Annotated in this window: 25 protein-coding genes and 1 pseudogene; 15 read left to right on the top strand and 11 right to left on the bottom strand. The window is 66.9% G+C overall.

Features of this window, described 5'->3' with window-relative positions; translation table 11 throughout:
• Positions 1–197: 197 nt before the first annotated feature.
• A complete protein-coding gene (locus RCR19_RS34765; RefSeq protein ID WP_331268729.1) occupies positions 198–701 on the bottom strand; it encodes a hypothetical protein in 504 nt (167 codons plus the stop codon).
• A gap of 470 nt (positions 702–1,171) precedes the next feature.
• On the opposite strand from RCR19_RS34765, the gene RCR19_RS34760 reads away from it, so the two are divergent.
• Entirely contained in the window at positions 1,172–1,321 is a 150-nt protein-coding gene (locus RCR19_RS34760) for a hypothetical protein (protein WP_331268728.1), read from the top strand.
• A 62-nt stretch (positions 1,322–1,383) separates the two neighbouring features.
• Here RCR19_RS34760 and RCR19_RS34755 read toward each other — a convergent pair whose 3' ends face one another.
• On the bottom strand, positions 1,384–1,884 hold the full coding sequence (locus RCR19_RS34755; RefSeq protein WP_331268727.1) for a DUF3515 domain-containing protein: 501 nt from the start codon (positions 1,882–1,884) through the stop codon (positions 1,384–1,386).
• Between the two features lie 384 nt (positions 1,885–2,268).
• Here RCR19_RS34755 and RCR19_RS34750 point away from each other — a divergent pair, with 384 nt between their 5' ends.
• Both RCR19_RS34750 and RCR19_RS34745 read left to right on the top strand, forming a co-directional pair.
• Entirely contained in the window at positions 2,269–2,967 is a 699-nt protein-coding gene (locus RCR19_RS34750; RefSeq protein WP_331268726.1) for an SDR family oxidoreductase, read from the top strand.
• 406 nt (positions 2,968–3,373) lie between these two features.
• Positions 3,374–3,784: a cupin domain-containing protein gene (locus RCR19_RS34745; RefSeq protein WP_331268725.1), complete on the top strand. Its 411-nt coding sequence runs from the start codon at positions 3,374–3,376 to the stop codon at positions 3,782–3,784.
• A 292-nt stretch (positions 3,785–4,076) separates the two neighbouring features.
• Here RCR19_RS34745 and RCR19_RS34740 read toward each other — a convergent pair whose 3' ends face one another.
• Together RCR19_RS34740 and RCR19_RS34735 are read right to left on the bottom strand one after the other, a co-directional pair.
• Positions 4,077–4,448 carry a VOC family protein gene (locus RCR19_RS34740; protein WP_331268724.1) on the bottom strand — a complete coding sequence of 124 codons (372 nt, stop codon included), beginning with the start codon at positions 4,446–4,448 and terminating at the stop codon, positions 4,077–4,079.
• 170 nt (positions 4,449–4,618) lie between these two features.
• Positions 4,619–4,783 carry a DUF3027 domain-containing protein gene (locus tag RCR19_RS34735; protein ID WP_331268723.1) on the bottom strand — a complete coding sequence of 55 codons (165 nt, stop codon included), beginning with the start codon at positions 4,781–4,783 and terminating at the stop codon, positions 4,619–4,621.
• Positions 4,784–4,961: 178 nt separating this feature from the next.
• Here RCR19_RS34735 and RCR19_RS34730 point away from each other — a divergent pair, with 178 nt between their 5' ends.
• On the top strand, positions 4,962–5,345 hold the full coding sequence (locus RCR19_RS34730; protein WP_331268722.1) for a VOC family protein: 384 nt from the start codon (positions 4,962–4,964) through the stop codon (positions 5,343–5,345).
• A gap of 489 nt (positions 5,346–5,834) precedes the next feature.
• Here the strand turns inward: RCR19_RS34730 and RCR19_RS34725 are convergent, their stop codons facing one another.
• Positions 5,835–6,503, bottom strand: coding sequence for a hypothetical protein (locus RCR19_RS34725; RefSeq protein ID WP_331268721.1), 669 nt, complete (start codon positions 6,501–6,503; stop codon positions 5,835–5,837).
• Positions 6,504–6,641: 138 nt separating this feature from the next.
• Here RCR19_RS34725 and RCR19_RS34720 point away from each other — a divergent pair, with 138 nt between their 5' ends.
• Positions 6,642–7,019, top strand: a complete 378-nt coding sequence (locus tag RCR19_RS34720; protein WP_331268720.1) for a hypothetical protein — start codon at positions 6,642–6,644, stop codon at positions 7,017–7,019.
• 216 nt (positions 7,020–7,235) lie between these two features.
• Entirely contained in the window at positions 7,236–7,553 is a 318-nt protein-coding gene (locus tag RCR19_RS34715) for a hypothetical protein (RefSeq protein WP_331268719.1), read from the top strand.
• 205 nt (positions 7,554–7,758) lie between these two features.
• On the opposite strand, the gene RCR19_RS34710 is transcribed toward RCR19_RS34715, so the two are convergent.
• Complete coding sequence (locus RCR19_RS34710) at positions 7,759–8,127, bottom strand: hypothetical protein (protein WP_331269675.1); 369 nt, start codon at positions 8,125–8,127, stop codon at positions 7,759–7,761.
• Between RCR19_RS34710 and RCR19_RS34705 the strand changes: the two genes are divergently transcribed.
• Both RCR19_RS34705 and RCR19_RS34700 read left to right on the top strand, forming a co-directional pair.
• Positions 8,044–8,298: a S1 RNA-binding domain-containing protein gene (locus RCR19_RS34705; RefSeq protein WP_331268718.1), complete on the top strand. Its 255-nt coding sequence runs from the start codon at positions 8,044–8,046 to the stop codon at positions 8,296–8,298. The genes RCR19_RS34710 and RCR19_RS34705 overlap by 84 nt on opposite strands.
• Positions 8,244–9,854, top strand: a complete 1,611-nt coding sequence (locus RCR19_RS34700) for a SpoIIE family protein phosphatase (RefSeq protein WP_331268717.1) — start codon at positions 8,244–8,246, stop codon at positions 9,852–9,854. Before RCR19_RS34705 ends, RCR19_RS34700 begins: the two co-directional genes overlap by 55 nt.
• 106 nt (positions 9,855–9,960) lie before the next feature.
• Here the strand turns inward: RCR19_RS34700 and RCR19_RS34695 are convergent, their stop codons facing one another.
• Complete coding sequence (locus RCR19_RS34695) at positions 9,961–11,184, bottom strand: SpoIIE family protein phosphatase (protein ID WP_331268716.1); 1,224 nt, start codon at positions 11,182–11,184, stop codon at positions 9,961–9,963.
• A gap of 466 nt (positions 11,185–11,650) precedes the next feature.
• Here RCR19_RS34695 and RCR19_RS34690 point away from each other — a divergent pair, with 466 nt between their 5' ends.
• The gene (locus tag RCR19_RS34690) at positions 11,651–12,283 is read left to right on the top strand and encodes a DUF6368 family protein (RefSeq protein WP_331268715.1); all 633 of its coding nucleotides are present in this window, start codon (positions 11,651–11,653) and stop codon (positions 12,281–12,283) included.
• A gap of 60 nt (positions 12,284–12,343) precedes the next feature.
• On the opposite strand, the pseudogene RCR19_RS34685 reads toward RCR19_RS34690, so the two are convergent.
• A pseudogene (locus RCR19_RS34685) lies at positions 12,344–12,488 on the bottom strand (IS630 family transposase); the annotation flags it as partial.
• Between the two features lie 602 nt (positions 12,489–13,090).
• On the opposite strand from RCR19_RS34685, the gene RCR19_RS34680 reads away from it, so the two are divergent.
• Positions 13,091–13,531, top strand: coding sequence for a GNAT family N-acetyltransferase (locus tag RCR19_RS34680; protein ID WP_331269638.1), 441 nt, complete (start codon positions 13,091–13,093; stop codon positions 13,529–13,531).
• Between the two features lie 306 nt (positions 13,532–13,837).
• Here the strand turns inward: RCR19_RS34680 and RCR19_RS34675 are convergent, their stop codons facing one another.
• Positions 13,838–14,083, bottom strand: a complete 246-nt coding sequence (locus RCR19_RS34675; RefSeq protein WP_331268714.1) for a DUF5133 domain-containing protein — start codon at positions 14,081–14,083, stop codon at positions 13,838–13,840.
• 1,288 nt (positions 14,084–15,371) lie between these two features.
• Here RCR19_RS34675 and RCR19_RS34670 point away from each other — a divergent pair.
• Positions 15,372–15,575 carry a cold-shock protein gene (locus RCR19_RS34670; protein ID WP_059130479.1) on the top strand — a complete coding sequence of 68 codons (204 nt, stop codon included), beginning with the start codon at positions 15,372–15,374 and terminating at the stop codon, positions 15,573–15,575.
• Between the two features lie 87 nt (positions 15,576–15,662).
• Here RCR19_RS34670 and RCR19_RS34665 read toward each other — a convergent pair whose 3' ends face one another.
• Positions 15,663–15,878 (bottom strand): hypothetical protein, encoded by a 216-nt coding sequence (locus RCR19_RS34665; protein WP_331268713.1) that lies wholly within the window; start codon positions 15,876–15,878, stop codon positions 15,663–15,665.
• 1,201 nt (positions 15,879–17,079) lie between these two features.
• Here RCR19_RS34665 and RCR19_RS34660 point away from each other — a divergent pair.
• The 4 genes from RCR19_RS34660 (at position 17,080) to RCR19_RS34645 (ending at position 21,491) form a co-directional block, all read left to right on the top strand.
• Positions 17,080–17,808, top strand: a complete 729-nt coding sequence (locus RCR19_RS34660) for an SDR family oxidoreductase (protein ID WP_331268712.1) — start codon at positions 17,080–17,082, stop codon at positions 17,806–17,808.
• 1,108 nt (positions 17,809–18,916) lie between these two features.
• A complete protein-coding gene (locus tag RCR19_RS34655) occupies positions 18,917–19,807 on the top strand; it encodes an ABC transporter substrate-binding protein (protein WP_331268711.1) in 891 nt (296 codons plus the stop codon).
• A complete protein-coding gene (locus tag RCR19_RS34650; RefSeq protein WP_331268710.1) occupies positions 19,804–20,721 on the top strand; it encodes an amino acid ABC transporter permease in 918 nt (305 codons plus the stop codon). The genes RCR19_RS34655 and RCR19_RS34650 overlap by 4 nt, the downstream gene beginning before the upstream one ends.
• Before the next feature lie 41 nt (positions 20,722–20,762).
• Complete coding sequence (locus tag RCR19_RS34645; RefSeq protein WP_331269637.1) at positions 20,763–21,491, top strand: amino acid ABC transporter ATP-binding protein; 729 nt, start codon at positions 20,763–20,765, stop codon at positions 21,489–21,491.
• 394 nt (positions 21,492–21,885) lie between these two features.
• On the opposite strand, the gene RCR19_RS34640 is transcribed toward RCR19_RS34645, so the two are convergent.
• Positions 21,886–22,599 carry an SDR family oxidoreductase gene (locus RCR19_RS34640; protein WP_331268709.1) on the bottom strand — a complete coding sequence of 238 codons (714 nt, stop codon included), beginning with the start codon at positions 22,597–22,599 and terminating at the stop codon, positions 21,886–21,888.
• Between the last annotated feature and the right edge of the window lie 139 nt (positions 22,600–22,738).

Raw genomic sequence — 22,738 nt, 5'->3', positions numbered from 1 at the left:
TGCGGGCCTCTGCTCCGGAGACGACGTGCCGAACCTTCACCGCCGGACGCCCTGTCACCGTCGTACGCCCGTCGCGGTCATACCAAATCTGCTCCGCCCGAGGCGCCCAACAACTGATCTGGTGCTGGTTCGCGACGGGTTGACGAAGCAGCGTGGGGGCGGTTGGCGCTACAGCTGCCGGGCGCCCGTGGATGCGATCAGCTGGTGCTGGATCCACGCACAGCGTGCTCCCACAGCTCGAGCCCCACTCGGAGGAGTTCACGCACGGCCGCGGACTCCTCGTCCGTCCAGGCTCCCTCACCGGCGGTCGACTCGAGAGCGTCACCGCCGAAGAACTTTTCGTAGGCGTTGTCGTGGATAGAACCTTGCGAGGGAAGAGGAGGGCCGGTTTTCAGGCTGTGGGAGAGGTCTTCGAAGAAGTTCCACGCCTCCAGCAGCAATCCTGCGGAGACCGAATCAAGGTCAGGGTGCTCGACCCAACGTTGTACGACGCGCAGATCGAGAGTGGCTTCGCCCTCCCGGACGAGCTCCCAGCCGTCGCGAACACAGTGGTCCTGCAGCGTCTTGAAGTCATGGAACACAAGCAGTACCCCGCGGTCGTCAACGGCGAGCTCGTCGGGGGCGTCACCCTCTCCGGGCCGCCAGATCAGAGTCAGGTCACATCTCCCGGACACGATTCGATACGGATAGTAGTCAGCCATACGTGGTCTCCCTGATGCCGCGGCGGTACTCGCCGCATGGGACATCCTGCCTGCAATGATCGCGCAATAACTGCTGATCAGGTGGTGGTGCCGGGTGCGGGCCGACGGGTCCGGGATCTCGGGCGCTGGGTGTTTGGAGCGGTTGGCGCCGCGGGCGGCAGCGGTCGCCGCCGTCCAGTCTGCGACAGTCACCGTCGAGCCTGGGGCAACGTCCTGCTCGCCGACTCGGCCCGTGGCGCACCGGCAACCCCTGTGTGCTCGCGACGACGGCCACAAGCACGACTGACAACACGACGGCGGGAACGGGCGCCCAGTCGGCGTACGGTGTCCTGAAGGCACTGGACAGGGAAATTCCCCCTCAGGGGCCGTGCAACTACCGGGACAGAGCAGGGCGTTGAGAAACACCTCCAGCTGGGCACTGCTCAATTGCGCCTCGTTGGGAGAAGCACGAGCATCGAGGGAGGAAAACTGTGAGCAACCGCTTTGACGCTCCGCCTGAGGACGACCGCGGAAAGACGGCCACCTGGGCGAAAATGCTGGCCGGCCTCGTGCTGGTCTTCGTTCTGCCACTGGTCATTTGGTTCCTGCTGTCCCTCTCCGAGATACGCATCCCTTGGTGAAGCGCGGGCGGCGAAGCTTCGCGAACGAGTGACTCGCAGCTCCAGAGGCCGTGACCAGCCTGCTAGTTGCCGATCCCCTCCGGTATGGCCCGCGTGATGGACGCGGCCAGGTCGATCAGGACGGCGGAGTTGTCCCGACCCCCGGGCACTTGGACCTCGACGTACACCTCGCGATTGGCTGTGGTGAACAGGTGCGCACCGTCGTCTTCCTTCTCCATCAGCCAGTCGACACGGTCTACCTCGCCGGCCACCGCGTCGGGGTCCTTCCCTTCAGCCACCTCGGGGGCGATCATCTTGGGCGGTTGCGGTACACCGCAGCGCAGTATGACCAACGGATCTCCCCAGCCCGCAGTCAAGGAGGAGGGAGGCCCGGGATCTTGGCGATCCAGTCCGTCCACGGTCCGGGGAAGCGCCTTGTCCAAGTTGCGGCACAGCTTCGTGGCCATTGCGTTTGGGCTGGGAACCGCCGCAGTGACTCCGACCCCGCTCGAGGAGCAGCAGACGGCGGCGAGCACCGCCGCTAGAACGGGCAGGCCGAAGCGGCGATGGCGTGAACGGATCACCGGCCAAGCTTAGGCTGATGCCGCCGATTTCACTTATGTCGCCGTGAACTGTGTTGTGACTGGCGGACGTTACATCGACGCACCACTCTCGATGCGCGGTCGCACGGCTCGGCCCAGCCACGGAAGACGGCCGATCACGGTGCCGAATTCTCCGTCGCCGACGCCATCTGGCCAAAGGTGCACTCCCAGCGGCCGATCGGCTTGTACGGCTTGTACCGTCAGCGCCGCGCGTACTACGGTCACGCCAGTCCCGAGCAGGCCAGTCGTCGGCCTGGGGGGGCACAAACAAGTACTCCCCGTCGAGCGTGTCCGACGCCCCCTCACGCCTCATGGCTCTCCGCGCGAGACGCCCGAGAGCCGCACTGAACGGCAAAGGAATCACACATGAGCACAGTCGTTGTCGTCGGCGCCACTCAGGGCACAGGGCGCGCACTGGCCGCGGAGTACGCGCGGCGAGGCGCGGATGTCTTCATCACCGGACGCACCCAGGAGCGCGCCACGACGGTGGCGGGCGAACTCGCAGCGGAGACGGGCGGTACGGTCACAGGGCTTGCGCTCGACCTCAGTCGTCCGGCCGACATCGCTGCCGCGCTCGAACCGGTGCGCCACGTCGACCGGGTGGTCCTGGTCGGAATGGTCCGCGACATGAACTCGGCCCGCGCCTATGACGTGGACGCGGCGACAACTCTGGCCACGACGAAGATCGTCGGCTACACGACCGTGGTCGCCTCGCTCCATCCTCGGATGGCCTCGGATGCTTCGGTGTTGCTGTTCGGCGGCATGGCCAAGGACCTTCCGTACCCAGGATCGACCACGCTCACGGCGGTCAATGCCGCCGTGCAGGGTTTGGTGCGCACGCTGAGCGTCGAACTGGCGCCTGTGCGGGTGAACTCGATACACCCGTGGGCCATCACGGACAGCCCTCATGTCGCAGCCAACGAGCAACTCCGCGACATGGCCCAAAAGATGACGCTCACCGGGCGGCTCGCCACCATGGCGGACATCGTCGACGGCTGCCTGTTCCTGCTCGAGAACCCCATAGCCAACGCGATCGATCTGAAGTTGAACGGCGGCATCGCCTGACGCCACGCTTCGGTGAGCCGGACCGCGGGAGGCCTCGGGACACAGTCCTGTCGCCTCCTGCTACTGGTCGGTGCCTCCCGTACGCCGGTGCAACGCATCACTGATGCCAGAGGCGCGCCTCCGTTGGAACGACACCACTGCCATCAGCCGCCCGACGTCGCTCCGAACGGTGCCCCAGTGGTCCGCGGCGCACCTGTGGACCCTTGCGTGCTCCCGGTCGAAGGGCCGGGCCAAGGCCGGCACGGCGTTGCACACCCGCGACGGGGTTGGAGGGGGCTGAGCACGCTCATCCACCAGCTCGACCGGGTCTCGAGCGCGGCTCTCGGCATGCTCGCAGCACAAGGCTGTCACAAACGAGGAGGCTGTCCTGTCCTTCTCTGTGAACAGTCCCTGTTTGGAGGAATACATGAGCGCTGAGCACGCACACCTGCCGCCGGGCGTCGAGGTGATTGCAGCCATGCAGGGGGTGACGGCCCGAATCCCGGCCGACGCCGAGGCCAGGACCATCCGGGTCACCCTGCCGCCCGGTGATCTCGGTGCGCCGCCGCACCGGCACCCAGGGCCGCTCTTCGGCTACGTGACCGAGGGCGAGATCCTCTTCGAACTGGAGGGACAGCCGCCTCGCGTGCTCAAAGCCGGTGACGCCCTGTTCGAGCCCGGAGGTGACGTGATCCACTACCAGGGTGCCAACAACCTTTCGGACGCCCAGTCGCAGCTGGTGGTGACCATGTTCGCGCCTCCCGGTACCCCTGTTCTCACAGTGGTCAGTGCGGAGGAGTTGGAGGAACGACAGCATCTGCGGGTAACCCAGGCGTAATGACGACCGGCCGGACTGGTATCGCATGCACTTCCAGGCGGTGCGGGACGGTTCGGCCCGTTCGTCCGACAGTCGAGTACGTGTTGCTGGAGAGTCGGACTCCCCTGTCCGGCTCTTGGATCTGCCTGTTCCCCGGCTGACGGCAGCGACGTCGAGTGCGGCCAACGGACTGCCGGGCATCGGCTGCCCAAGGCGCACGTTGGTGTCGGGCCCCGCATGCGGGCTTGACGGGGCCCATCTGCGCACCGTTATGGGAGCGACGGTACGGACGATGCCGTACTGATCCCAGCGGTCAGGGTCGGCAGATGCAGAAGGGATGTCCAGCCGGATCAGTGAGAACGCGCGCCTTGGCGGCCTCATGGGGCTGGTGATCCGGCTTGCCCGCGCCCAACTCCAGCAACCGAGCTTCGGCCTCGTCCAGATCCACGACGTCGAAGCAAAGGTGCAACTGCTGGGGAACGGTCTGGTCGGGCCAACGCGGAGCCCGGTAGTCGTCGACCCGCTGAAAACCGATGAACAGTCCGTCCTCTCGGTTGAGACCCGCGAAGTCGGCGTCCGACTTCGGGTGGGGTTCGAAGCCCGTGGCCTCCTGATAGAACGCGGCCAGAGCCAACGGATCGGGGCAGTCCAGGGTTATCGCGACCAACTTCATCTGCAGGGGCATGGCACCTCCGGGACGATCAGTGGATTCCGGTCACCGACCCGGAGCGACTCCGGCTCAAGGCCGTCAGCCACTACCTCCAACTCGCCAGTAGTGGGCTGCACCCTACCGTGCGGCTGGTTCGGCGCCTCGACGTCCGGTTCAGGATTGCGGGCGCATCAGTTCGCAGGACGTCAGCCAAACGAGGCGTCGGTGCGGGCCATGAAGGAGGCGCAGCCGTCATGCTCGAATCGCACCTGCCCGTCAAACGTCGACGCAACATGGGTGCAGGCTCCCCAGTCCCGCCCCAACTCGCCGCTCAACGCGACCCAGAACCGGCACCCGCCGCACTGGAGCAATGCTCAATGCCGACGGTTCCACTGAGTCCGGCTCCCTGATCGACGAGATCGTGCGCGAGGGCGTCCGGTGCGAGAACGGCGTCCTGGTCGAACGAGAGGAGGCCGCCGCCTGATCCGCCTCACGCGGCTTGTGACAATTGCCCGGTCAAGTGCAGGGCTCATCAGGCAGGCTACGCGAATGAGATCTCGAACTGGTGGCATGTGGTGGGGAACGGCGATCGAGGCGCCGGACCCCAGCGGGTTGGCGAAGTTCTACGCCGAACTCCTCGGTTGGCACCTCGGGCACGAAGAGCCGGGCACAGCCATCGTCGCTGCTTCTCCGCAAGGACCGTTCTTCGTGTTCCAGCCGGCGGAGGGCTATCGACCGCCTGCCTGGCCTCCGGTCGAAGGGGAACAGCGCCCAATGATGCACTTCGACTTCCAGGTAGGTGATCTGGACTCGGCGGTCACCGAGGCGGTTGCCCTGGGCGCCACGGTGGCGGAGTTCCAGCCGCAGGAGAATGTCCGGGTGCTCTTCGACCCGGCCGGCCATCCCTTCTGCCTGTGCTTCGACGAGGGATGACCGGCTGGGGGCAGCCCCGGATGAAAGCCGGGAGAGGGCACACTATGAATGCCTGGCCCGCCCTCACGCCACGAGATCCACAATTCTTGACAGTGGCTCGCCGCACTGCTCGAAGTACCACTCGTCCTTATAGTCGGGCGCCCCCGTCTGCCTGTTCAGCCCACGTAGCCATCGCTCGTGAATCCCGTCGTTGTGTCCAGGGTCGTCCCCCGTCCAAGGCCCGCCAGACATCAGCCGGTCTCCCTCGCTCCCCTTCGAACAGGTCGAGAGGCTACACACGGCTAGAGAGCACCGAGCTTGACCTCTTACGCGCCTGAGGTGTCTGGATAGGCCCGTTCGCTGAACCCGCGCTGCTTCGGCAAGCTTGCGACGGACCTGCGCCGTGAGGGGGCGGACACGGTCTTCCGAGCGCCGAGGCTCGTCAGAAGGGCGGAGCCGTCTCTATGGGCGAGTTGCCCTTTGAGATGTGAGGGAACGGATCGAGTGCTCTCAGGTGATACCCAGGCGCGCCAAGACCCCGCCTACGGTAGGGCCAGGTGGGCCTGAGCTACCACTGAACGGCGAGCCCCACGTGGGGTCGTGCCATACGCTCCTGGCTGAGTGCTCAAGCAGGTGCTGTGCAGTGGTCGGGGCCATGTCCTGAGAGGCTCCTACCGCAATCAGAGCGGCGGTGAGCGTCGCTACTGCCCCGTCCGATGGGGCGTGCTCGGTGAGCAAGGGGAGCAGCAGCAGGAGACGGGCAGCTGGGTCCTCGATCCCTTCGGCTTCGGAGCTCGGACTGTCGACGATGCGGATGAGTTCACGCCACGTCAGCGTGTCTCCATGCAAGTCGCCGTCCCAGCCGGCGATTTGCCGGGCACCGCTCCAGCTCGGATGTGTGAACAAGTAGTCGACTCCGTAGTCGCCGACAAGATTGCGGTAGACGACCACGGCCTCGTACCCGCCCTCAACCGGCATCCGGAACACCGGCCACCGGTCCGGGTCCATGAGCAGGTCGGACATGGCGTCGACATCAGCTCCGTCGTCGCCGAACCACTCGGGCTCAGCACCCGCATCACGGCAACACGGGCCCCACAGGTGGTTCGACCAGAAGCCCGGACGGTCTACCAGTGGCTCTCCGGCGACCAGCGGGCCACCCTCGTATCCCTCAATCAGCACGTCGTAAGCCTGCCATCTGCTGCTGACCGAGTTCGCTCCGGGCGCCCGACGCGGAGGTTCAAAAGAAGCGGGACAGCCGTTGGCGCAAGTTCTCCGTTCTGCCTTGTCAGCCATACAGCGATCCGTGAGGCTGCAGGCGTGCTGCTGCCCCTAACCCATCACAAGACCCAGGTCATCGAAGTCGTCCACATCACCGATCCCATCAGGCATCTCACCTCGGCGGACCTGGTCGGCGACGAGGTCGCCATCTGGGAGGGAGAACGAGCACGGCAGACCCTCTCACTGATCGCCGACCTGCCTGGCAGCGAGCTGTACCGGTGTTTTGTCCCCGGCTGGGGAATCCGAGCTCACAGTTCGACCGATCTGCTCTTCGAGATCGCCTTCTGCTTCCGCTGCCACAGGGTCCGCATCTGGGGGCCGGACGTCTCGGTCGAACAGGAAGGTCAGACTTTCGACGCTGAGGGACCTACTGGCCTTGAGCTGCTCCGCCTCTTTCGATCCTGCGCGCCCAACTGACGATCGGTCTTCCCGGAAGTGACGACCCACTCTCCTCCGGTGCGGCAGCCCACTGGAGCTCCCTGTGACCTGCACGGATGCCGGTAGAAGTTGTCATCTCCTGTCGACGCCGGTTCGCCTCGGACAGCCCAGGCACGGCCTGCCAAGTGGCAGCCTTATCATCCCTGCATAAGGTATCCCGCTACAGACGAACTGTCGTCCGCAGAGCGCGCCTTCATGATCAACGCGTCCGAGATCGACATCCTTCCCGGCGTTCGAGGTGATCTGGACGAGTCGCTCGTGTCCGGAGGTCCCTCAGGTCTTACCGCCATCCTCCTGCCGCTCGTCGACGAAGGTTGGATCGAGGTGTGCCGCCTCGTTCCATGGACCGCCCCCGATGGGGCCCAAGGTCTTCAGCCTGGTCCTTCCGTCCCGCGGCAGGAACTTCCTGCCCTGCTGACGGATGCCGAGAACTGGGAGTACCCAGGTGACGGTGAATGGCTGGGCCGCCTGACACTCGTCCTCACCGAATCGGGACGACGGATTCCCCGGTGACCTGCAACCGCTCGATGGGCGCATGCCCGGAATCGGTGAAGAAGGACGCTGTCCGGTACGCAGAGAGATGAGGGTCGTCCGCAGCGACCCGGCCCGGTGAATCCGGGCAGAGTCCTCGAACACCTGGCATACGTTCTTGCCGCGCAAGCCAGCGCATCCGACTCAGCAGGCCGGGTCAACTCCGCTGAGCGCCAGTGCCGGCGTCTCATTCGCGGCGGCGGATCAAGCAGTTGCCCTCACGGGGTTCAAGGCAAGACGACCTCGACGCCGACCTCCCGAGATTGTCGACCATCATCGTGAAGCAGTCGCTCGGCGACCCACCCGCTGGATGGTAGGGATACCTCATCTTCGCCGCCGGGACCTGCCATTCGTTCCAGACCACGGTGAACGGCGGAACCGCGCCGGCGCCGCCCTTGAAGCACTCCCAGAACCAGAAGAAGCCGGCGCCGTAGTATCCGCCCGGGCCGTTGACCACCTCACCGAAGGCAAGGTGGAAGCCGGGCAGGTCGGTGACGTACCGTCCGTCGAGCTGATAGATCCTGTGTTGCGCATCGGGATCGAGGGTCTGGTCCACCTGCGAGAACTCACATCGACGCCCGTGGAAAGTCCATCAGATGTCGTCCAATCCGGCGACGAGGTCACGGTCGTCGTCACTGAGATCGACCGGGAGCGACGCAGGCTGGTTCTTACATGCCCACGCTTCTCCGCAGGGCCGCAGACGTCATCGAGGGCTTCCACCCGGTGAGGTTTCGGGCCGGGCCCGAATCGACTGGCAGCGTCACGTACGCGCTGCTACACCGGAGGGTAGGGAGGTGTGGTATGCCTCGTGGTCCGGGCAAGGGGCCGACCGCGCTCCTTGCGGCAGTGGCAGTCCCGTTCGCCGTCTGCGTGCTTCTGTTGCCTGTCCGAGGCGCCCTCTCCCACATCAACGTGGCCCTGATTCTGACGTTGGTCGTCGTGGCGGTGGCCGCCCTCGGCTATCGGTGCGCCGCGGTCCTCACGGCCTTGTCCGCGGCCGGGTGGTTCGTCTTCTTCTTCACCACCCCGTACCGCAGCTTCACCTACATCAACAACGCGGACGACATCATCACGGCAGGGCTGCTGCTCGTGGTCGGCCTCGCGGTCTCTCAGCTGGCTCGCCACTACACCCGCGAGCGTGCCATCGCCACCACGCTGCAGCGCAGTCTGCTGCCCCGGGTCCTGCCGGACACGAGCGCTGTCCGGGCGGCGTGCCGGTACGCGCCGGCCGAAGCCGAGGGCGGCGGGGACTGGTTCGACGTGATCCCTCTCCCGGGCTTCCGCACCGCCCCGGTTGTCGGGGACGTGGTCGGCCATGGCCTGAGCTCAGCCGTCACCATGGGCCGGCTGCGCACCGCGGTCCTCAATTTCTCCACCCTCGACCTGCCGCCCGACGAGCTGCTGGCGCGTCTTGACGACGTGGTCAATCAGATGGATGCGGAAGCGGGCGCCGGCGTCGGGGCCGATGGGCCCGTCGCGGCTAGATGCCTGTATGCGATCTACGATCCGGTCTCCTGTAGCTGCAGCATGGCAAGAGCCGGTCACTATCCGCCCGCGATCGTCCATCCGGACGGGCGCGTGGAGATTCTCGACCTGCCCGAAGGACCTCCGCTCGGTCTGGGTGGTCTGCGCTTTGAAGCTGCCGAGTGGCGGCTGCCGGAGGGCACACAGCTCGTTCTCTACTCCGACGGGCTCATCGAGAACCGACAGCGCGATGTCGGGGTCGGGCTGAACGTGCTGTGCGAAGCGCTCTCCGGCGCGGGGATCGACCCGGAGGAGACGTGTGAGACGGTCCTGGAGAGGGTGCTGCCCGCCCGTCCGGTCGATGACGCCGCTCTCCTGATCGCCATCACCCGCGCGTTTCCGCGTGAACGCATCGCTGAATGGGACGTCCCCGCCTTTCCCGCTGAGGTGCCCGCGTTGCGCGCCGAAGTGTTCGCGAAGCTTGTCGAGTGGCACCTGGAAGAGACGGCGTTCGCTACCGAACTGATCCTCAGCGAGCTGGTCACCAACGCCATCCGCTACGGGGCACCCCCTGTCCACCTGCGCCTTCTGCGCGATACCAAACTGGTGATGGAAGTCAGTGACGGCAGTAGCACCTCCCCGCACCTGCGCTACGCAACGGACACGGACGAAGGCGGTCGCGGAATCTACCTCGTCGCTCAGTTCGCCGAGCGATGGGGAACCCGCTTCACCCCCAACGGGAAGATCGTCTGGGCCGAGCAGTCAGCCCCATCGGTTCCCGTCCTCCCCGTCCTGGTATCGGCTGCGCGACGGGGCTGAACACCCGAAGCTCCCGTTACCCGGTACCCACCGGCCACTCGCCGCCCGATCGGGCACGCACGAAGCACAGCCCGGTGACGTAGCGCGCGAGCCGCGTCGCTGAAAGTCATAGGCGAACGACGACCAAGGCTATGTCGTCATTGGCGCCCTTGGTGACACCGAGGCGGGCCAGCAGCGAGTCGGCCAGCTGGTCAGGGGCAAGGGTGGTGTCCTGGGTCAGGGCTTTGGTCAAATGGGCCAGACCGGTGTCGATGTCCTCGTCGCGCCGCTCGATGAGCCCGTCGGTATAGAGCACGAGCGTGTCCCCCCGGGTGTAGGACATGCTGGCCTGCGGGCGGGGGACATGATGCGGGCGGGCGCCGAGCGGCGGATCCGTGGCCCGATCCAGCAGCTCGCACGTCCCGTCGCGGTGAAGCAGGACGGGTGGCGGGTGCCCGGCGTTGCTGTAGATGATCAGTCTGGTGCGAGGGTCGATGAGTACCTTCACCGCGGTTGCGGCCGTCGCGCCTTCGATGGAGCGGGCGTACAAACCGAGGATTTCCAGCGCCTGGGCTGGGCTGGGTAGGGCCCGGATGGCTGCGCTCAGGGCGCTGCGAAGCATGCCCATGACGGCCGCGGCGTGCAATCCATGGCCTACGACGTCTCCGACCGCCACAGAGTAGAGATCGGGCGGCAGGTCGACGATGTCGTACCAGTCGCCGCACACGTTGAGTGATGTCGCCGCGGGCAGGTACCGCACGGCGATGTTTTCGTATCGGAGCAGGTCAGGGTCGTCGAGCATGGCTTCCTGCAAGGTGACGGCGACCTGGCGTTCACGGGCATGGGCCTGGCGCAGCTCCTGGTTCAACCGCTGCAGCTCCCGCGCTCGCGCGTAGAGCTCGGCGGCTATGCCTTTGTCGTGCTCGGTGAGCTGACGTGCCCTGGGTGAGTGGACGAAGGCGGTGACGTCGTCGGCCCGTTGGACGACCCACCTCACGTTGCCGTCCGGCCCGGGAATCGGAGTATGGACCACGGACCACCACCGCTCCTCGAACCTGTGCGGCTGACCGGGGGCGGCAATGTCGTATCGCTGCAGCGTCAGGATGCCCGGTTTCCCGGTGTCCAGGACTTTCAGCAGTGATGCCTTGAGGTGGTCGGCATCGTTCACGGGGGCGCTGGGGTTTCCTGGTAGCGCGTCGAAGAAATACTTGCCGATGAGCTCGTCCCTGGTGCGCCCGATGATCTGTAGACATGCCGGATTGGCGTAGCGGATCACCAGATCCTCGTCCAGAACCACATACGGGCTCGGCGCGGCGTCGCAGAAGGTTGTGAAATCAATGTCTAGTGACATACGCGCTCTCCAGGGTTCGCGAGCGCGACCATCTCAATGTCATTTTATGGGCGATCCAGGTTCCGGGCTCGCCGGCCGCAACCGGCGCCTGAGCTGCACTGCCGGACTCCAGCGTGCACGTCATTTTTGAGCCAGGCTGAGCGGTTTGTGCGCGCGGTGGACCAGCTTGGGAGCTGGAGTCGGCGTGGCGGAGCGGATCTCGGCCCCTGACACCGAACGGCGAATCGAGCGGGCTTGTGGACCCGTCCGTCAGAACCCGCTGTGGGACCATGATCTTGGAGACTGCGCCGAGTTGGCTGCTTCATGCCGTGGGGCCGTTGAGCCGACCGGCCTCAGCCGCAAAAGGTTTTCCAGTGGTCTGACCGCATAAGGTTCGCCGGGTTGACGGCTTCGGTGCTCGGTCCGGCTGGGCTCGGTGTGGGGCTGATGTGAGCGGTCGCGGAGCCGATCAAACTAGGCTCCCGCCATGTCTGGTCCGACGTTGGTGATCGAGTTGGCGGAGCCGCTCTCCCCCGCTGCCCTGCGGGAGTTCCGCGCGTTGATGGTGGGGCTCTCCTCCCACTTCGCTGAGAAGCGGCCCGGGTTCTTCGACGTCAATGTGCCCGCAGAGCGACTGGGCGTCGAGGACAGGCGAGAGAAGGACTGGCGAAAGCCGTTCCCACTTCCGCTCCTCGGCAGCCACTCCACGGACGGGGATCTCACGGCTCTGGTGGGATTCAACCCGCAGCGCGAGGACTGGCGTCGGCCCTTCCTGGTCTACTTGATGGGGCCGGGTGTCGGCGATGAGAGCATTTTCGAGGCTGAGCACGCGGACGAGCCCGAGGTGGAGGCCGTCCTCGGCTTCAGGCCGACCCATGCCGTCAATGTCAGCGCCTGCTGCAATCGCGAGGTCGACCACATGGCCACGGCCCTGCTGACCGCCGCTGTCATGGACGTCATCGGGGGCGTGGCCAAAGCGGAGCTGCTCGACGGACAGGCGTCGGTCGTCGCCGGCCTTCCGGGGATGTTGGGGATCGCGGACGACGACTGGATGGCGCTGGGAACCGCGGAGTTCCTGCGGACCTGGGTTGGGCACCCCGCCTTTCGGCTGGTCAAGTAGCCCGGACAGATCCGCGGCGGAGGTGATGCCGTGACCGGGAACGGTTGCCATGTTGCCTGGTCATGCGGCGAGAGCGGGTCGCCCGCCCCAGCGGATGCCGGCTGCGGATGCAGGCGCGTTCTTTGCGTTCGGCGGTCAGGGAGTCGTGGTGGCGGGCGTTGGCGTTGCGCCGGCGGAGATTGGCGTGCAGAGTCCGGGGCTGCACGGGCTCCAGCCGCCCGACAGTCAGTTCTTTGCGCTCCTCGGGCCACGCGACGGTGGGGTTATGCGGGGAGTCGCCGCCTCACCCGGCCGAATTCGCAGCGTGAACGGGATCGGGCCGAGCCGCAGCCGCTCGTGGAACCGTCGGGTCAGCTAGGCCTCCGGGCAGGTGTCTGCCTCTTCAGCGTTCAACTCCGCGCGCTCTGCGACCGGTTCCCGGCGATACCGCACCGGATGCCTGTTGCCCGCGGCATCGACCCGGATGACGGCGTGTATGGCCCAGTACGCGATGCTGCCGTAGTCGACCGGCCGCGGGTGCACTTGTGTGATCGCCGCCGCGAGGTACGCTGCGCCGCGACGTGTGCCTGCACGGCTCCCGGGTCAGGACCTCCGCTGACAGGGTCTGGTCACAACGTCTCGGTCAGCCCCAGGAATTCGGCCGCCGGGGATGCCCGGACCCCCGGCACCGAGATACGGCTCGACAGCGATGCAGTGCGCGCACCCCACCTCACCGCTGCCGACCTCGCACTCGCCTACGGGGCCTCCGAGGAGGAGTGGACCGCCAACGCAATAGACCTTCTCGGTCAGACCAGTAGCCTGGTGATCATGACGAACTGGGAGGTTCGGCCGGCTTCCACGACGGACGTCGAGGTAGTGGCCGAGTTGCGCGCCACGGTGCTGCGGGCCGATCTGGAACGGCTCGGGCGGTACGACGAGCAGCGGGTGAGGCAGCGACTGCGGGACGGGTTCACGCCTGCGCACACCTGGGTGATCGAGGTGGACGGCGTGTTCGCCGGCTGCGTGTCGCTGCGCCCGGCAGAGGACGCCCATTGGCTCGAGCACTTCTACCTGGCTCCGCACCTGCAGGGCAGGGGCATCGGTGCGGCCGTGCTCAGCAGACTGCTGCGGAAGTGCGACCGCGATGGCAGCCTGGTCCGACTGAACGTCCTGCAGGGCAGTCCGGCCCGGCGGCTGTACGAGCGGCACGGATTCACCCTCGAGGCCGAGGATCCGGTGGACGTGTTCATGGTGCGCAAGCCGACGTGAGCCGTGTGCAGGCAGGGGTTGAGGCGTCGGAACGCGTCAAAGCCGCGCCCGCACTCGGATGCGGCCGCTGCCGTGTCGGTTCACCGGCCAGTGGATCTCCCCCATCACCGACACCAGCGGCTCGACCCCACCTACCTCGTGCACCTACAGGCCAGAGCCCTGAGCGCCGCATGCCAACTCCTGCCCCCCGAAAGCCTTTACCCCGTGAATCGTGAGGTCCTGACTCACCTGAGCCGGTGGGCCAAACCGCCACACCGAGGCGGTCGCCAGGAACGCCTTCAATCATGTCGTTGGGCGAGTCTGGGCTTACGCGGCCAGCGTCGCGTCCTTTCGGGTGGGGCCCTCACGGTCGGCACTGAGTTGACGCAGCAGTGTGTCTGCGGCGAGTAGCGCCTGTTCGGTGGTGCGGGTCCCGGTCATCACGCACAGCGTGTATGTGGCGTCCTCGAGGTCCCGGCTGGTGCGACCGGTGGGGCGCACGTCGTGCTCTATGCGCGCATGAGCAAACCTGGCCAATACAGCGCGCAGTTCTTTCTCCACCGGAAGGATCATGGTGGCTCCTCTCCCAAAAAGGCACGGCTCGTCGGGCGGGCGAACGCCACCGCGAGGCACAGGTTTCATGCAGGGCACCAACGCCGCTTCCCACTCCGAGCGACGCTGAGCAGGTCTCAGGTTCCCCGCAGTGAAAGGCCTATGCCTGCAGAAGTCGTGAACGGCGCGAGGAGCGCAGCCTGCTGGCAAACGACAACGAGGCTGTGCCGAAACGGCTGCACGCACACGCGGCCGCGGCTGCCGGTCCTTGAGGGAGGACGAGCATCCCCTATCGGTCGGATTCGCCTCGCCGGCCAGGCCCGCCGGGCACCCCCACCCACTCCCGGCGACGTATCGCGCCTGGTGCGGCGCCCAAGTCATCTCGCCCGACAGTGTTCACGGCGTGTGACTGCGCGTCCGCGCTTTGTTCCGCCCGGCTCACCCGCCGGAGGGGTGAGCGTGGCGAGGCGGGCCGCATGAACTCTCGCCATGCGGAATTGTTGCGGCACGTGCGGAGCAACAGAGAATGCGTCCACTACGGCCGTAATCCTTTCGGGTGACAGGCTTGTCCGCTGGTTGGCCGCGTGCCCGGCCTGCGCAAGCGGGCTCACGGACCTTCCGGCTGATCCGGCCGTCTACATCGCGGCCGCGCTGCACCAGGGGTGCGCGCGGCTGAAAAAAATATCGTCTACAGCAGGCCAGTGCCCTTGGAACGCTCGAAACGGATGATGGCGGACGTGACGCCGGAGGGTCTTGATCTCCCTGGCCGCGTCCAGTGGTCGGGGTCGTCGTTGGACGGTCGACGCGGTCGGTCAAGAATCGTTGACGGCACAATAGGGTCGAAGACTCGGGAGCGGTCGGGATTGTCGGTTCGCCGGGCCAAGCGGGATGGGCGCGCCCGGGCTGCGCACGGTGGGCTCGGCACGGCCGTGGCGGGCTGCTATTGGCGCAGGTCTCGCCTGCCACGCGGGTTCAGCCCGGTACTGCCTCTGCGTGCCTGGGCGGCGCAGTACGGCCGGCGCGAGCGTGATGGCGTTTCCCGCTTATAGGACACTTGCCGCAAGTAGGCCTTCGCCTTCAATGGCCCGCGGCAGTAACAGCATCGGCGCTTGACGAGTCTCGCAGCGTTTCGGTTAGCGGTGCGCCAGCAAAGGCGTTAGCGTAGGTCCTAGAGCAGTCGTGGTTCCGAAGTCGTGCGCCCGTGGACACCTTGCCCGCGGGCGTTTTTGCTGTGCAGCCCACTCCGGACCAGGGCGATCACCTCCGGACCCGCAAGGTGCAGGTCCGAACCCTCTCGAAGGAGACAGGCATGGCTAAGGGCACTGTGAAGTGGTTCAACGCGGAGAAGGGCTTCGGCTTCATCGAGCAGGAGGGCGGCGGCCCGGACGTCTTCGCCCACTACTCCAACATTGCCGCCCAGGGCTTCCGTGAGCTGCAGGAGGGCCAGCACGTGGAGTTCGACGTCACCCAGGGCCAGAAGGGCCCCCAGGCGGAGAACATCCGGGTCATCTGACCCAGCTCCTGCACAGGCCCGGCACCGTGAAGGTGCCGGGCCTTCGTGTCCGGCCACCCACCTGCGAGCGCTTCGCACCGAGCGGCGTCAACCGGACGGTTCCTCGACCGAGCGGCCGCCGTCACCCAGAGCGCGGCGTGGGCTCGGGGACGTCACCAGAGGGGCGCCGAGCACTCCGCGGGCCCGCAACTCCTCGACGTCGGGAAGGCGGACTCCGGGGAGCTCAGCAAGAAGGTCGGCCTCGGAGGCGCGGATGCTGTTCGCGTCCTGAGGGCCAGTACCAAGGGTGCGGCGGGTCGTCACTCGATCATCGTACGGGCGGCCGTCTCGCGTTCGCGCCGCGGCGCCTGGTCGGACGCGACGGCCGCACTGCTCGTTATCAAGCCATCCTTCTGGCAGAACCGCTCAGTCCCCGATCGCCGTGGCCCAGCGGCGGTCACGGTCATCGTGTGCCAGCTCCTCTTGATGGCGATCTTCTGCGCGCCCTCGCCCGTCGGCCCCCAAGGAGTCCGGCGCATGACACGTCCGAGGTGGCTCTTCACGGGCGGTAGGCGGATACGACGGACGGTGCCTGCTACTGACGACGGTGACTGCGGCCAGGCGCTTGCCCCTGGTCGGACGGCTCGTCTTTCTGATTGAACACTGCGGCGCACTCCGCCTCGAACGCCTGTTGCCGTGCGCCTCGCGCGTCCGGGGCGGCCGCGACCTGGACGAGCGGATGCCATTGCTGGACATCCGGTTGTACGAGCAGGGTGTGCCGGCCGCCTCGCAGAGACAAGGGGCGGCCTGGGGGTCCACAGCCGCGGGGCTGAGGGGATGCCTGTCGCCGATCAGTGATCAGGGCTGCAGTCAGCCCTCTCCGGGTGAGGTTCGTTGCCCCAATTCAGCTCTTCGCGAGGCCCCCGGCCCGGCTGCTCGCCAATGGACCAACTATTTCGTTGCAACGATCTCTCCGGCCCTCGGAATCCCCGGCCATGAACTTCGCATCCCGGTGGCGACAGTGGTACGGCCTTCATGATCGGCCGTCAGGCTGAGGCTGGTGACGCGGTGACCGGAACTTGCCCTCGATGCGTCTCGGCGCTCCGGTCTCTCGGCTTGCGCGGACGGCCGACAGGATGCCGAGCGGATCTCCGTGAGCGGCAGCGGATGCAGGGCGTGTCACAGATTCGGGCTGTGCTTTGTCATCACAGCGAAGCAGTGGTGAGTTCCGGAGCGCACGTACAGCGAACGGGGTCGGACTCAAGGTGCCGGCCGACGTCAAGACGGCTACCGCCGGTGACGAGACCATCCCCGGGACGAGCTCTTCTACGGCCTTTCGATCGTGGCCGAGGCAAGGAGGTGACAGTGGAGTACGTCCGCAGAGGTAGGAACCTCTCGCGGAGACAGTCCCCTTCGTCGGTGGTCTCCACCGTCGCTCTCCCCGACCGATCAAGGCGCTGCTCCCAGACACACCACCAATAGTTGACATGTCCTATTGCCCACGAATCTCGACGAAAGGTTTGTCATGAAGATCGCTGTCTTCGGCGGCACAGGGCTGATCGGGTCGCAGGTCGTCAGGAATCTGGCTGCCGCCGGCCACGAGGCGGTACCCCACTCGAAGTCCACCGGGGTCGACGTCATCGGCGGCCAGGGTCTGGACAAGGCGGTCGCGGGAGCCGACGTGGTCGTCAACCTGACGAATTCCCCGACCTTCGACGAGGCGTCGCCGGCCTTCTTCCAGACCTCGATGGACAACCTTCTTGCCTCGGCCAAGAAGGGAGGCGTCGGCCACGCCGTCATCCTCTCCATCGTCGGCGCGGATCACGTACCGGAGCTGGACTACTACCGCGCCAAGGTGCTCCAGGAGGAGATCCTCGCGGCCGGACCGATCCCCTACTCGATCGTCCGGGCGACGCAGTTCATGGAATTCATGGACGACGTCCTGTCCTGGACGGCCGACGACAGCACCGTCCGGCTGCCCGCCACGCCGATCCAGCCGATCGCTGCCAAGGAGGTCGCCGCGGCAGTGGCAGAGGTCGCTGCAGGCGCCCCACTCAATGGCATCCACAACATCGCCGGTCCCGAAATCTTCCCGCTGGACGAACTCGGCCGGATCACTCTGTCCCACAAGGGCGACAAGCGCACCGTCGTCACCGATCCCACCGCGGGCATGTTCGGTGTCGTCAAGGGCGATGTCCTCACCGACAGGAACGCCCACCTCGCTCCCACCCGTTACGCCGACTGGCTCTCCTGACTCGCCCGTGTCCTCTCCTGCACACATCAAGAACCGACACGCTGCCTACCGGGAGCGACAACGAGCGCTCGGCATGGCGGCCGAGCCCTGGCCACGCGCAAGCCCTCACCGACGAGTTGGCCGGTGAACGGTGCTGGAGTCGTTGTTTCACCCGTGCAGGGCGCGGGGCCATCCTTGTTGCGAGGCCTTTATTCCGTTCTGAAGACGGCGGGGAAGGCTTGAGACATCGGAACGCGTAAGGCCGCACCCGGCACTCGGGTGCGGCCGCCCCGATGTAGACGGCTCTTTCGAACAGAGGCGGTTCTTTCGCAGGGATGCGGGCAGTGCGCCCTCCCCCATCGGTCGTCCGGCTCGGCAATTCCTCCCCGGCAACAGCCCCAACAACCGCAGCAGCCCGTGCGACCTGCTCGATACCGCGCACGGCTGGACCTGGCGCGTGAGCCCGAGCGAAGTGAAGTCGTTGTGGTCGGGGGCGAGATGGCCGTGAGCGTGCACGCCCAGACAAGCGGGTGGGCCTTACCTTGGTCATGCACCGGCAGTGACAAGGACAGCCCCCGACCGGCAACGGGCGCCGGTCGGAGGCTGATGAGCGTATGCGGTGGTGAAGGGCGGTCGCCTACGCGGCGAAAGACTCCATGAGGCTTCAGCCGAACGATCGTCCTCATGGGCAATAGGTGAGGCCCGGGGACACTGTCCCCTTCACCACCACGCCTTCCATAACCACCGGCACCCGGCACATGTTCCCGCCCCGCCGCAGAACTTCATCGACGCAGCCGACGGGTCCCGCCCCGGCCCCAGGGAGCGATCGCGCAGGCTGTGGTTACCTGGGGTCGGCGATGGGCCTGCCGCAAGGAGGGCGGTCGCCTCCCTGACCTACAGATGAGCCGGGAACAAGGTCATCCCTCGGCCGCTCTCCCCCGTCCACCGGCACTGTGCTCAGCGCCAAGCGCTCCCGGACCACGCGATCCGCGGGCGGACCGGCTCTCGGGCAAGGCGCGGCCTCCAGGCTCAAGGAGGCTGTTCACGGGATTGCAACACCCGTTCCCACTATGCGGACAGTTCCCGATATGGCTCGACAGAGGGGGGCGTGCGCTGCCACTCTCCCGCCATGCACCTCGCCCTACGCGCGATCCGTCGTACTGCTCCCGCGGCCGCCGCTGCTGTCCTGCTCGCCCTCGCTGTGGGCTGCGCCCCGCAGCCGGAGGACCAGGCGGCCGGCGCCTCCTCCTCCGGGTCGGCCGGAACCACCTGTGCCCAGGGCAAGTTGGTCACCAAGAGCGCCGGCAAACTGACGATCGCCACCGACTCCCCCGCCTATGAGCCGTGGTTCAAGGACGACAAGCCTGCCAGTGGCGAGGGCTTCGAATCGGCGGTCGCTTACGCGGTGGCTAAGCAACTGGGCTACGACAAGGGCGCCGTCGTCTGGCAGTCGGTGCCCTTCAACAAGGCCTTCGCTCCCGGCGAGAAGACATTCGATTTCGACATCAACCAGGTGTCGATCAGCAACGAGCGCAAGAGGGCCGTGGACTTCTCCTCCGGCTACTACGACGTCCGGCAGGCTGTCATCGCGCTGAAGGACTCCAAGGCGGCGAAGGCGACAAGTATCGCCGATCTGCGGAACGTGAAGCTGGGCGCCCAAGTCGGCACCACCAGCCTCGACTACATCAACGACGTGGTGAAGCCGAAGCAGGACCCGGCCGTGTATGCCAAGAACGACCAGGCCAAGTCGGCACTGAAGAACGGTCAGGTCGACGCGATCGTGGTCGATCTGCCGACCGCCTTTTACATCACCGCAGCCGAGGTGACCGATGCCAAGATCGTCGGACAGTTCGAGAACGAGGGCGGTACGCCCGAGCAGTTCGGCCTCGTCCTCGACAAGGGCAGCGCGCTGACTTCCTGCGTGACGAAGGCCGTGGACAGCCTGCGCGAGGACGGCACGCTCGCGAAGATCGAGCAGGAGTGGCTGTCCGACGCCGTCGACGCTCCGGTACTCAAGTGACGTTCGCCAAGGAGGAGTCCGGGCAGGACGGCCCGGACGACGACGCCGACACGCCGCGCGGGGACGACGGTTACGTCCCCTCGCAGCGGCGGATCGAGCGCGAGGCCTACAAGCGCGCCCGCGCCCGCCGCGCCACCGCGATCGCCGCGCTCTCCACCCTCGTCACCGCCGTCGTCCTGTATCTGATCGTCGTCGGCGCACCGGGCTGGCCGCGTACCAAGGAGACGTTCTTCAACGGGCAGTACGCGCGTGAGGCGTTGCCGAAGGTCCTCGAGGGGCTGTGGCTAAACGTCCGGCTGCTACTCGTGTGCGGCGCGGCCGTCCTCGTCCTCGGCATGCTGATCGCCGTGGCCCGGACGCTGAAGGGCCCGGTGTTCTTCCCGCTGCGGGTGCTGGCCGCCGCCTACACGGACTTCTTCCGCGGGCTGCCGCTGATCATCAATTTGATGATCGTGGTTCTGGGTGTGCCGGCGCTGCGTCTGCAGGGCGTGACCGTGGACCCGGTGCTGCTGGGCGGCACGGCGCTCACGCTGACCTACTCCGCGTACGTCGCCGAGGTCTTCCGCGCCGGCATCGAGTCCGTCCACCCCTCGCAGCGCGCCGCGGCCCGCTCGCTGGGACTGACCAAGCGGCAGGCTCTGCGCCATGTCGTGCTTCCCCAGGCCGTACGCCGCCAGGTGCCGCCGCTCCTCAACGATCTGGTCTCCCTCCAGAAGGACACGGGTCTGGTGTCGATCGGCGGGGCGGTGGACGCCGTGCGCGCCGCCGACATCATCGTGGGCCGCAGTCTCAACTACACCCCCTACATCATCGCGGGGCTCGTCTTCGTGGCGCTGACCATCCCGATGACCCGCTTCACCGACTGGGTCACCGCCCGGATGGACCGCCGCCGGGCCCAAGGAGGCACGCTGTGAGCGACGCCCGGCCCGGAGCGGACGCCGCCCCCGTCCTGCGTATGGAGTCCGTCCGCAAGACCTTCGGTGGCACTGTCGTCCTGCGCGACGTGAACCTTGCCGTCGCCCCGCACACCGTGACAGCGCTCATCGGGGCCTCCGGCTCCGGCAAGTCGACGCTGCTGCGGTGCGCGAACCTGCTCGAGGAGATCGACGACGGCGCGATCTGGCTGGACGGGCAGGAGATCACCGATCCGCGCGTCGACCAGGACGCCGTGCGACGCCGGATCGGGGTGGTCTTCCAGGCCTACAACCTCTTCCCGCACATGAGCGTGCTCGACAACATCACCCTGGCCCCGCGCCGCGTACACAAGGTGGGCCGGGCGGAGGCGGAGGAGTACGCCCGCGAGCTGCTCGACCGTCTCGGGCTCGGCGCCAAGGCCGCCGAGTTCCCCGACCGGTTGAGCGGCGGTCAGCAGCAACGCGCAGCCATCGTCAGGGCGTTGGCCGTGCGCCCCAGGGTGCTGCTCCTCGACGAGATCACGGCCGCGCTCGACCCGGAACTGGTCGGTGAGGTCCTCTCCGTCGTCCGGGACCTCAAGGACGACGGCATGACCATGGTGCTGGCCACACACGAGATGGGCTTCGCCCGGGACGTCGCCGACCAGGTGTGCTTCCTGAGGGACGGGGTGATCCTGGAACACGGCACGGCCCAGGAGGTGTTCGGCGCCCCACAGCAGGAGCACACCCGGCGCTTCCTGCGCCGGATCGTGGAGGCGGGCCGCCTCTAGGGAGGGCCCTGTGCCGCTACTCGGCACCCGGTCTCGGCCCGCTTGTCAGGACCGGGCCCAGCGCGGCGAGGTGAGCAGCGATCGAGCTGCGCTTCACCTCGTCCCGTTTCTCCCGGTCGCTCCCGACTGAGGTGCACCTCGGGCCGCTTCGCCTGTTCACTCCGGCCGACACCAGCCGATGTACCACACCGTGCAGACCCCGCGCCCTCGCCGCCATTTGTGCCGGCGCATCGCGCATGCCCCGCCTCCCCGACGTTCTCACCGCCCGGCGCCGGGGGCGCGCACGCATACGCGGCGAGAAGAACATCCGCTGGGGCGGTCGGCTCACAATGGCCGCAGCCCGATCGCCGGACCGGTGACCGTTCCCGGTCAGAGCCGAGTGCGGATCCGCTCGTCAAGGACGGGCGTGAACACCCACACCTCCAGAGACGATGAGGTTGTCGCCGGTGATGTAGCCGGCGGCGTCCGAGGCGAGGAAGGCCACGGCCTCGGCGATGTCGGCAGCAGCGCCGGCACGGCCGAGCGGAACCTCCCTGGCCCAGGAGTCGATCATCTCCTGGGAGACACCCATCTTGCTGTAGGCGGGGGTGTTGATCAGTCCTGGGCTGACGGCGTTGACGCGGACACGGCGGGGAGCGAGTTCGAGCGCGAGGGACCGTACGAGGGGCACCAGGGCGCCCTTGGCGGCCGTCATGGCGGCTCCGACCCCTTCACCGGCGCCAACGGTGAACACGACCGAGGCACCTTCCTTGAGGAGCGGGAGCGCCTTTTGCAGGGTGAAGAAGTTGCCCTTGACGTTGGTGTCGAACAGCGCATCGAAGGCGTCCTCGTCGGTTGAGTCGATCGAGCCGGGACGGGAGATGCCCGCGTTGAGGAAGAGCAGGTCGAGGGAGCCGAATCGGTCGCGTGCCTGGTCAATCGCATGGTCGATGTCCGGCAGGGACCGTGCGTCGGCCCGGACGACCACGACGTCTTCGGGAAGCCCCGCGTCGGCGACATTGCCGAGGCCGGTGACCATGACGCGGTAGCCGCGGGAGTGGAGCAATTCGGCGGTCGCCCGGCCGATGCCGCTGGTTCCACCGGTGATCAAAGCCGCAGATGCAGACATGATGCGTTCCTTTGTGTGCTCCGGAAGGTGGGGGCGGTCGGCGAACGGTCCGGCCCGTGGAGCGGCGGGCTGTGCTGCAACGACCACCTTGTGGCAGCGTACGACACGTTGGCAGTGACTGCCAAATATGATGCTACTG

It is taken from the genome of Streptomyces sp. WAC07094 (assembly GCF_036320405.1).
GTDB classification, from domain to species: Bacteria; Actinomycetota; Actinomycetes; order Streptomycetales; family Streptomycetaceae; genus Streptomyces; species Streptomyces lannensis.
Note: the sequence above shows the minus strand (reverse complement) of the source record. Positions and strands in the feature narration are given on the sequence as shown.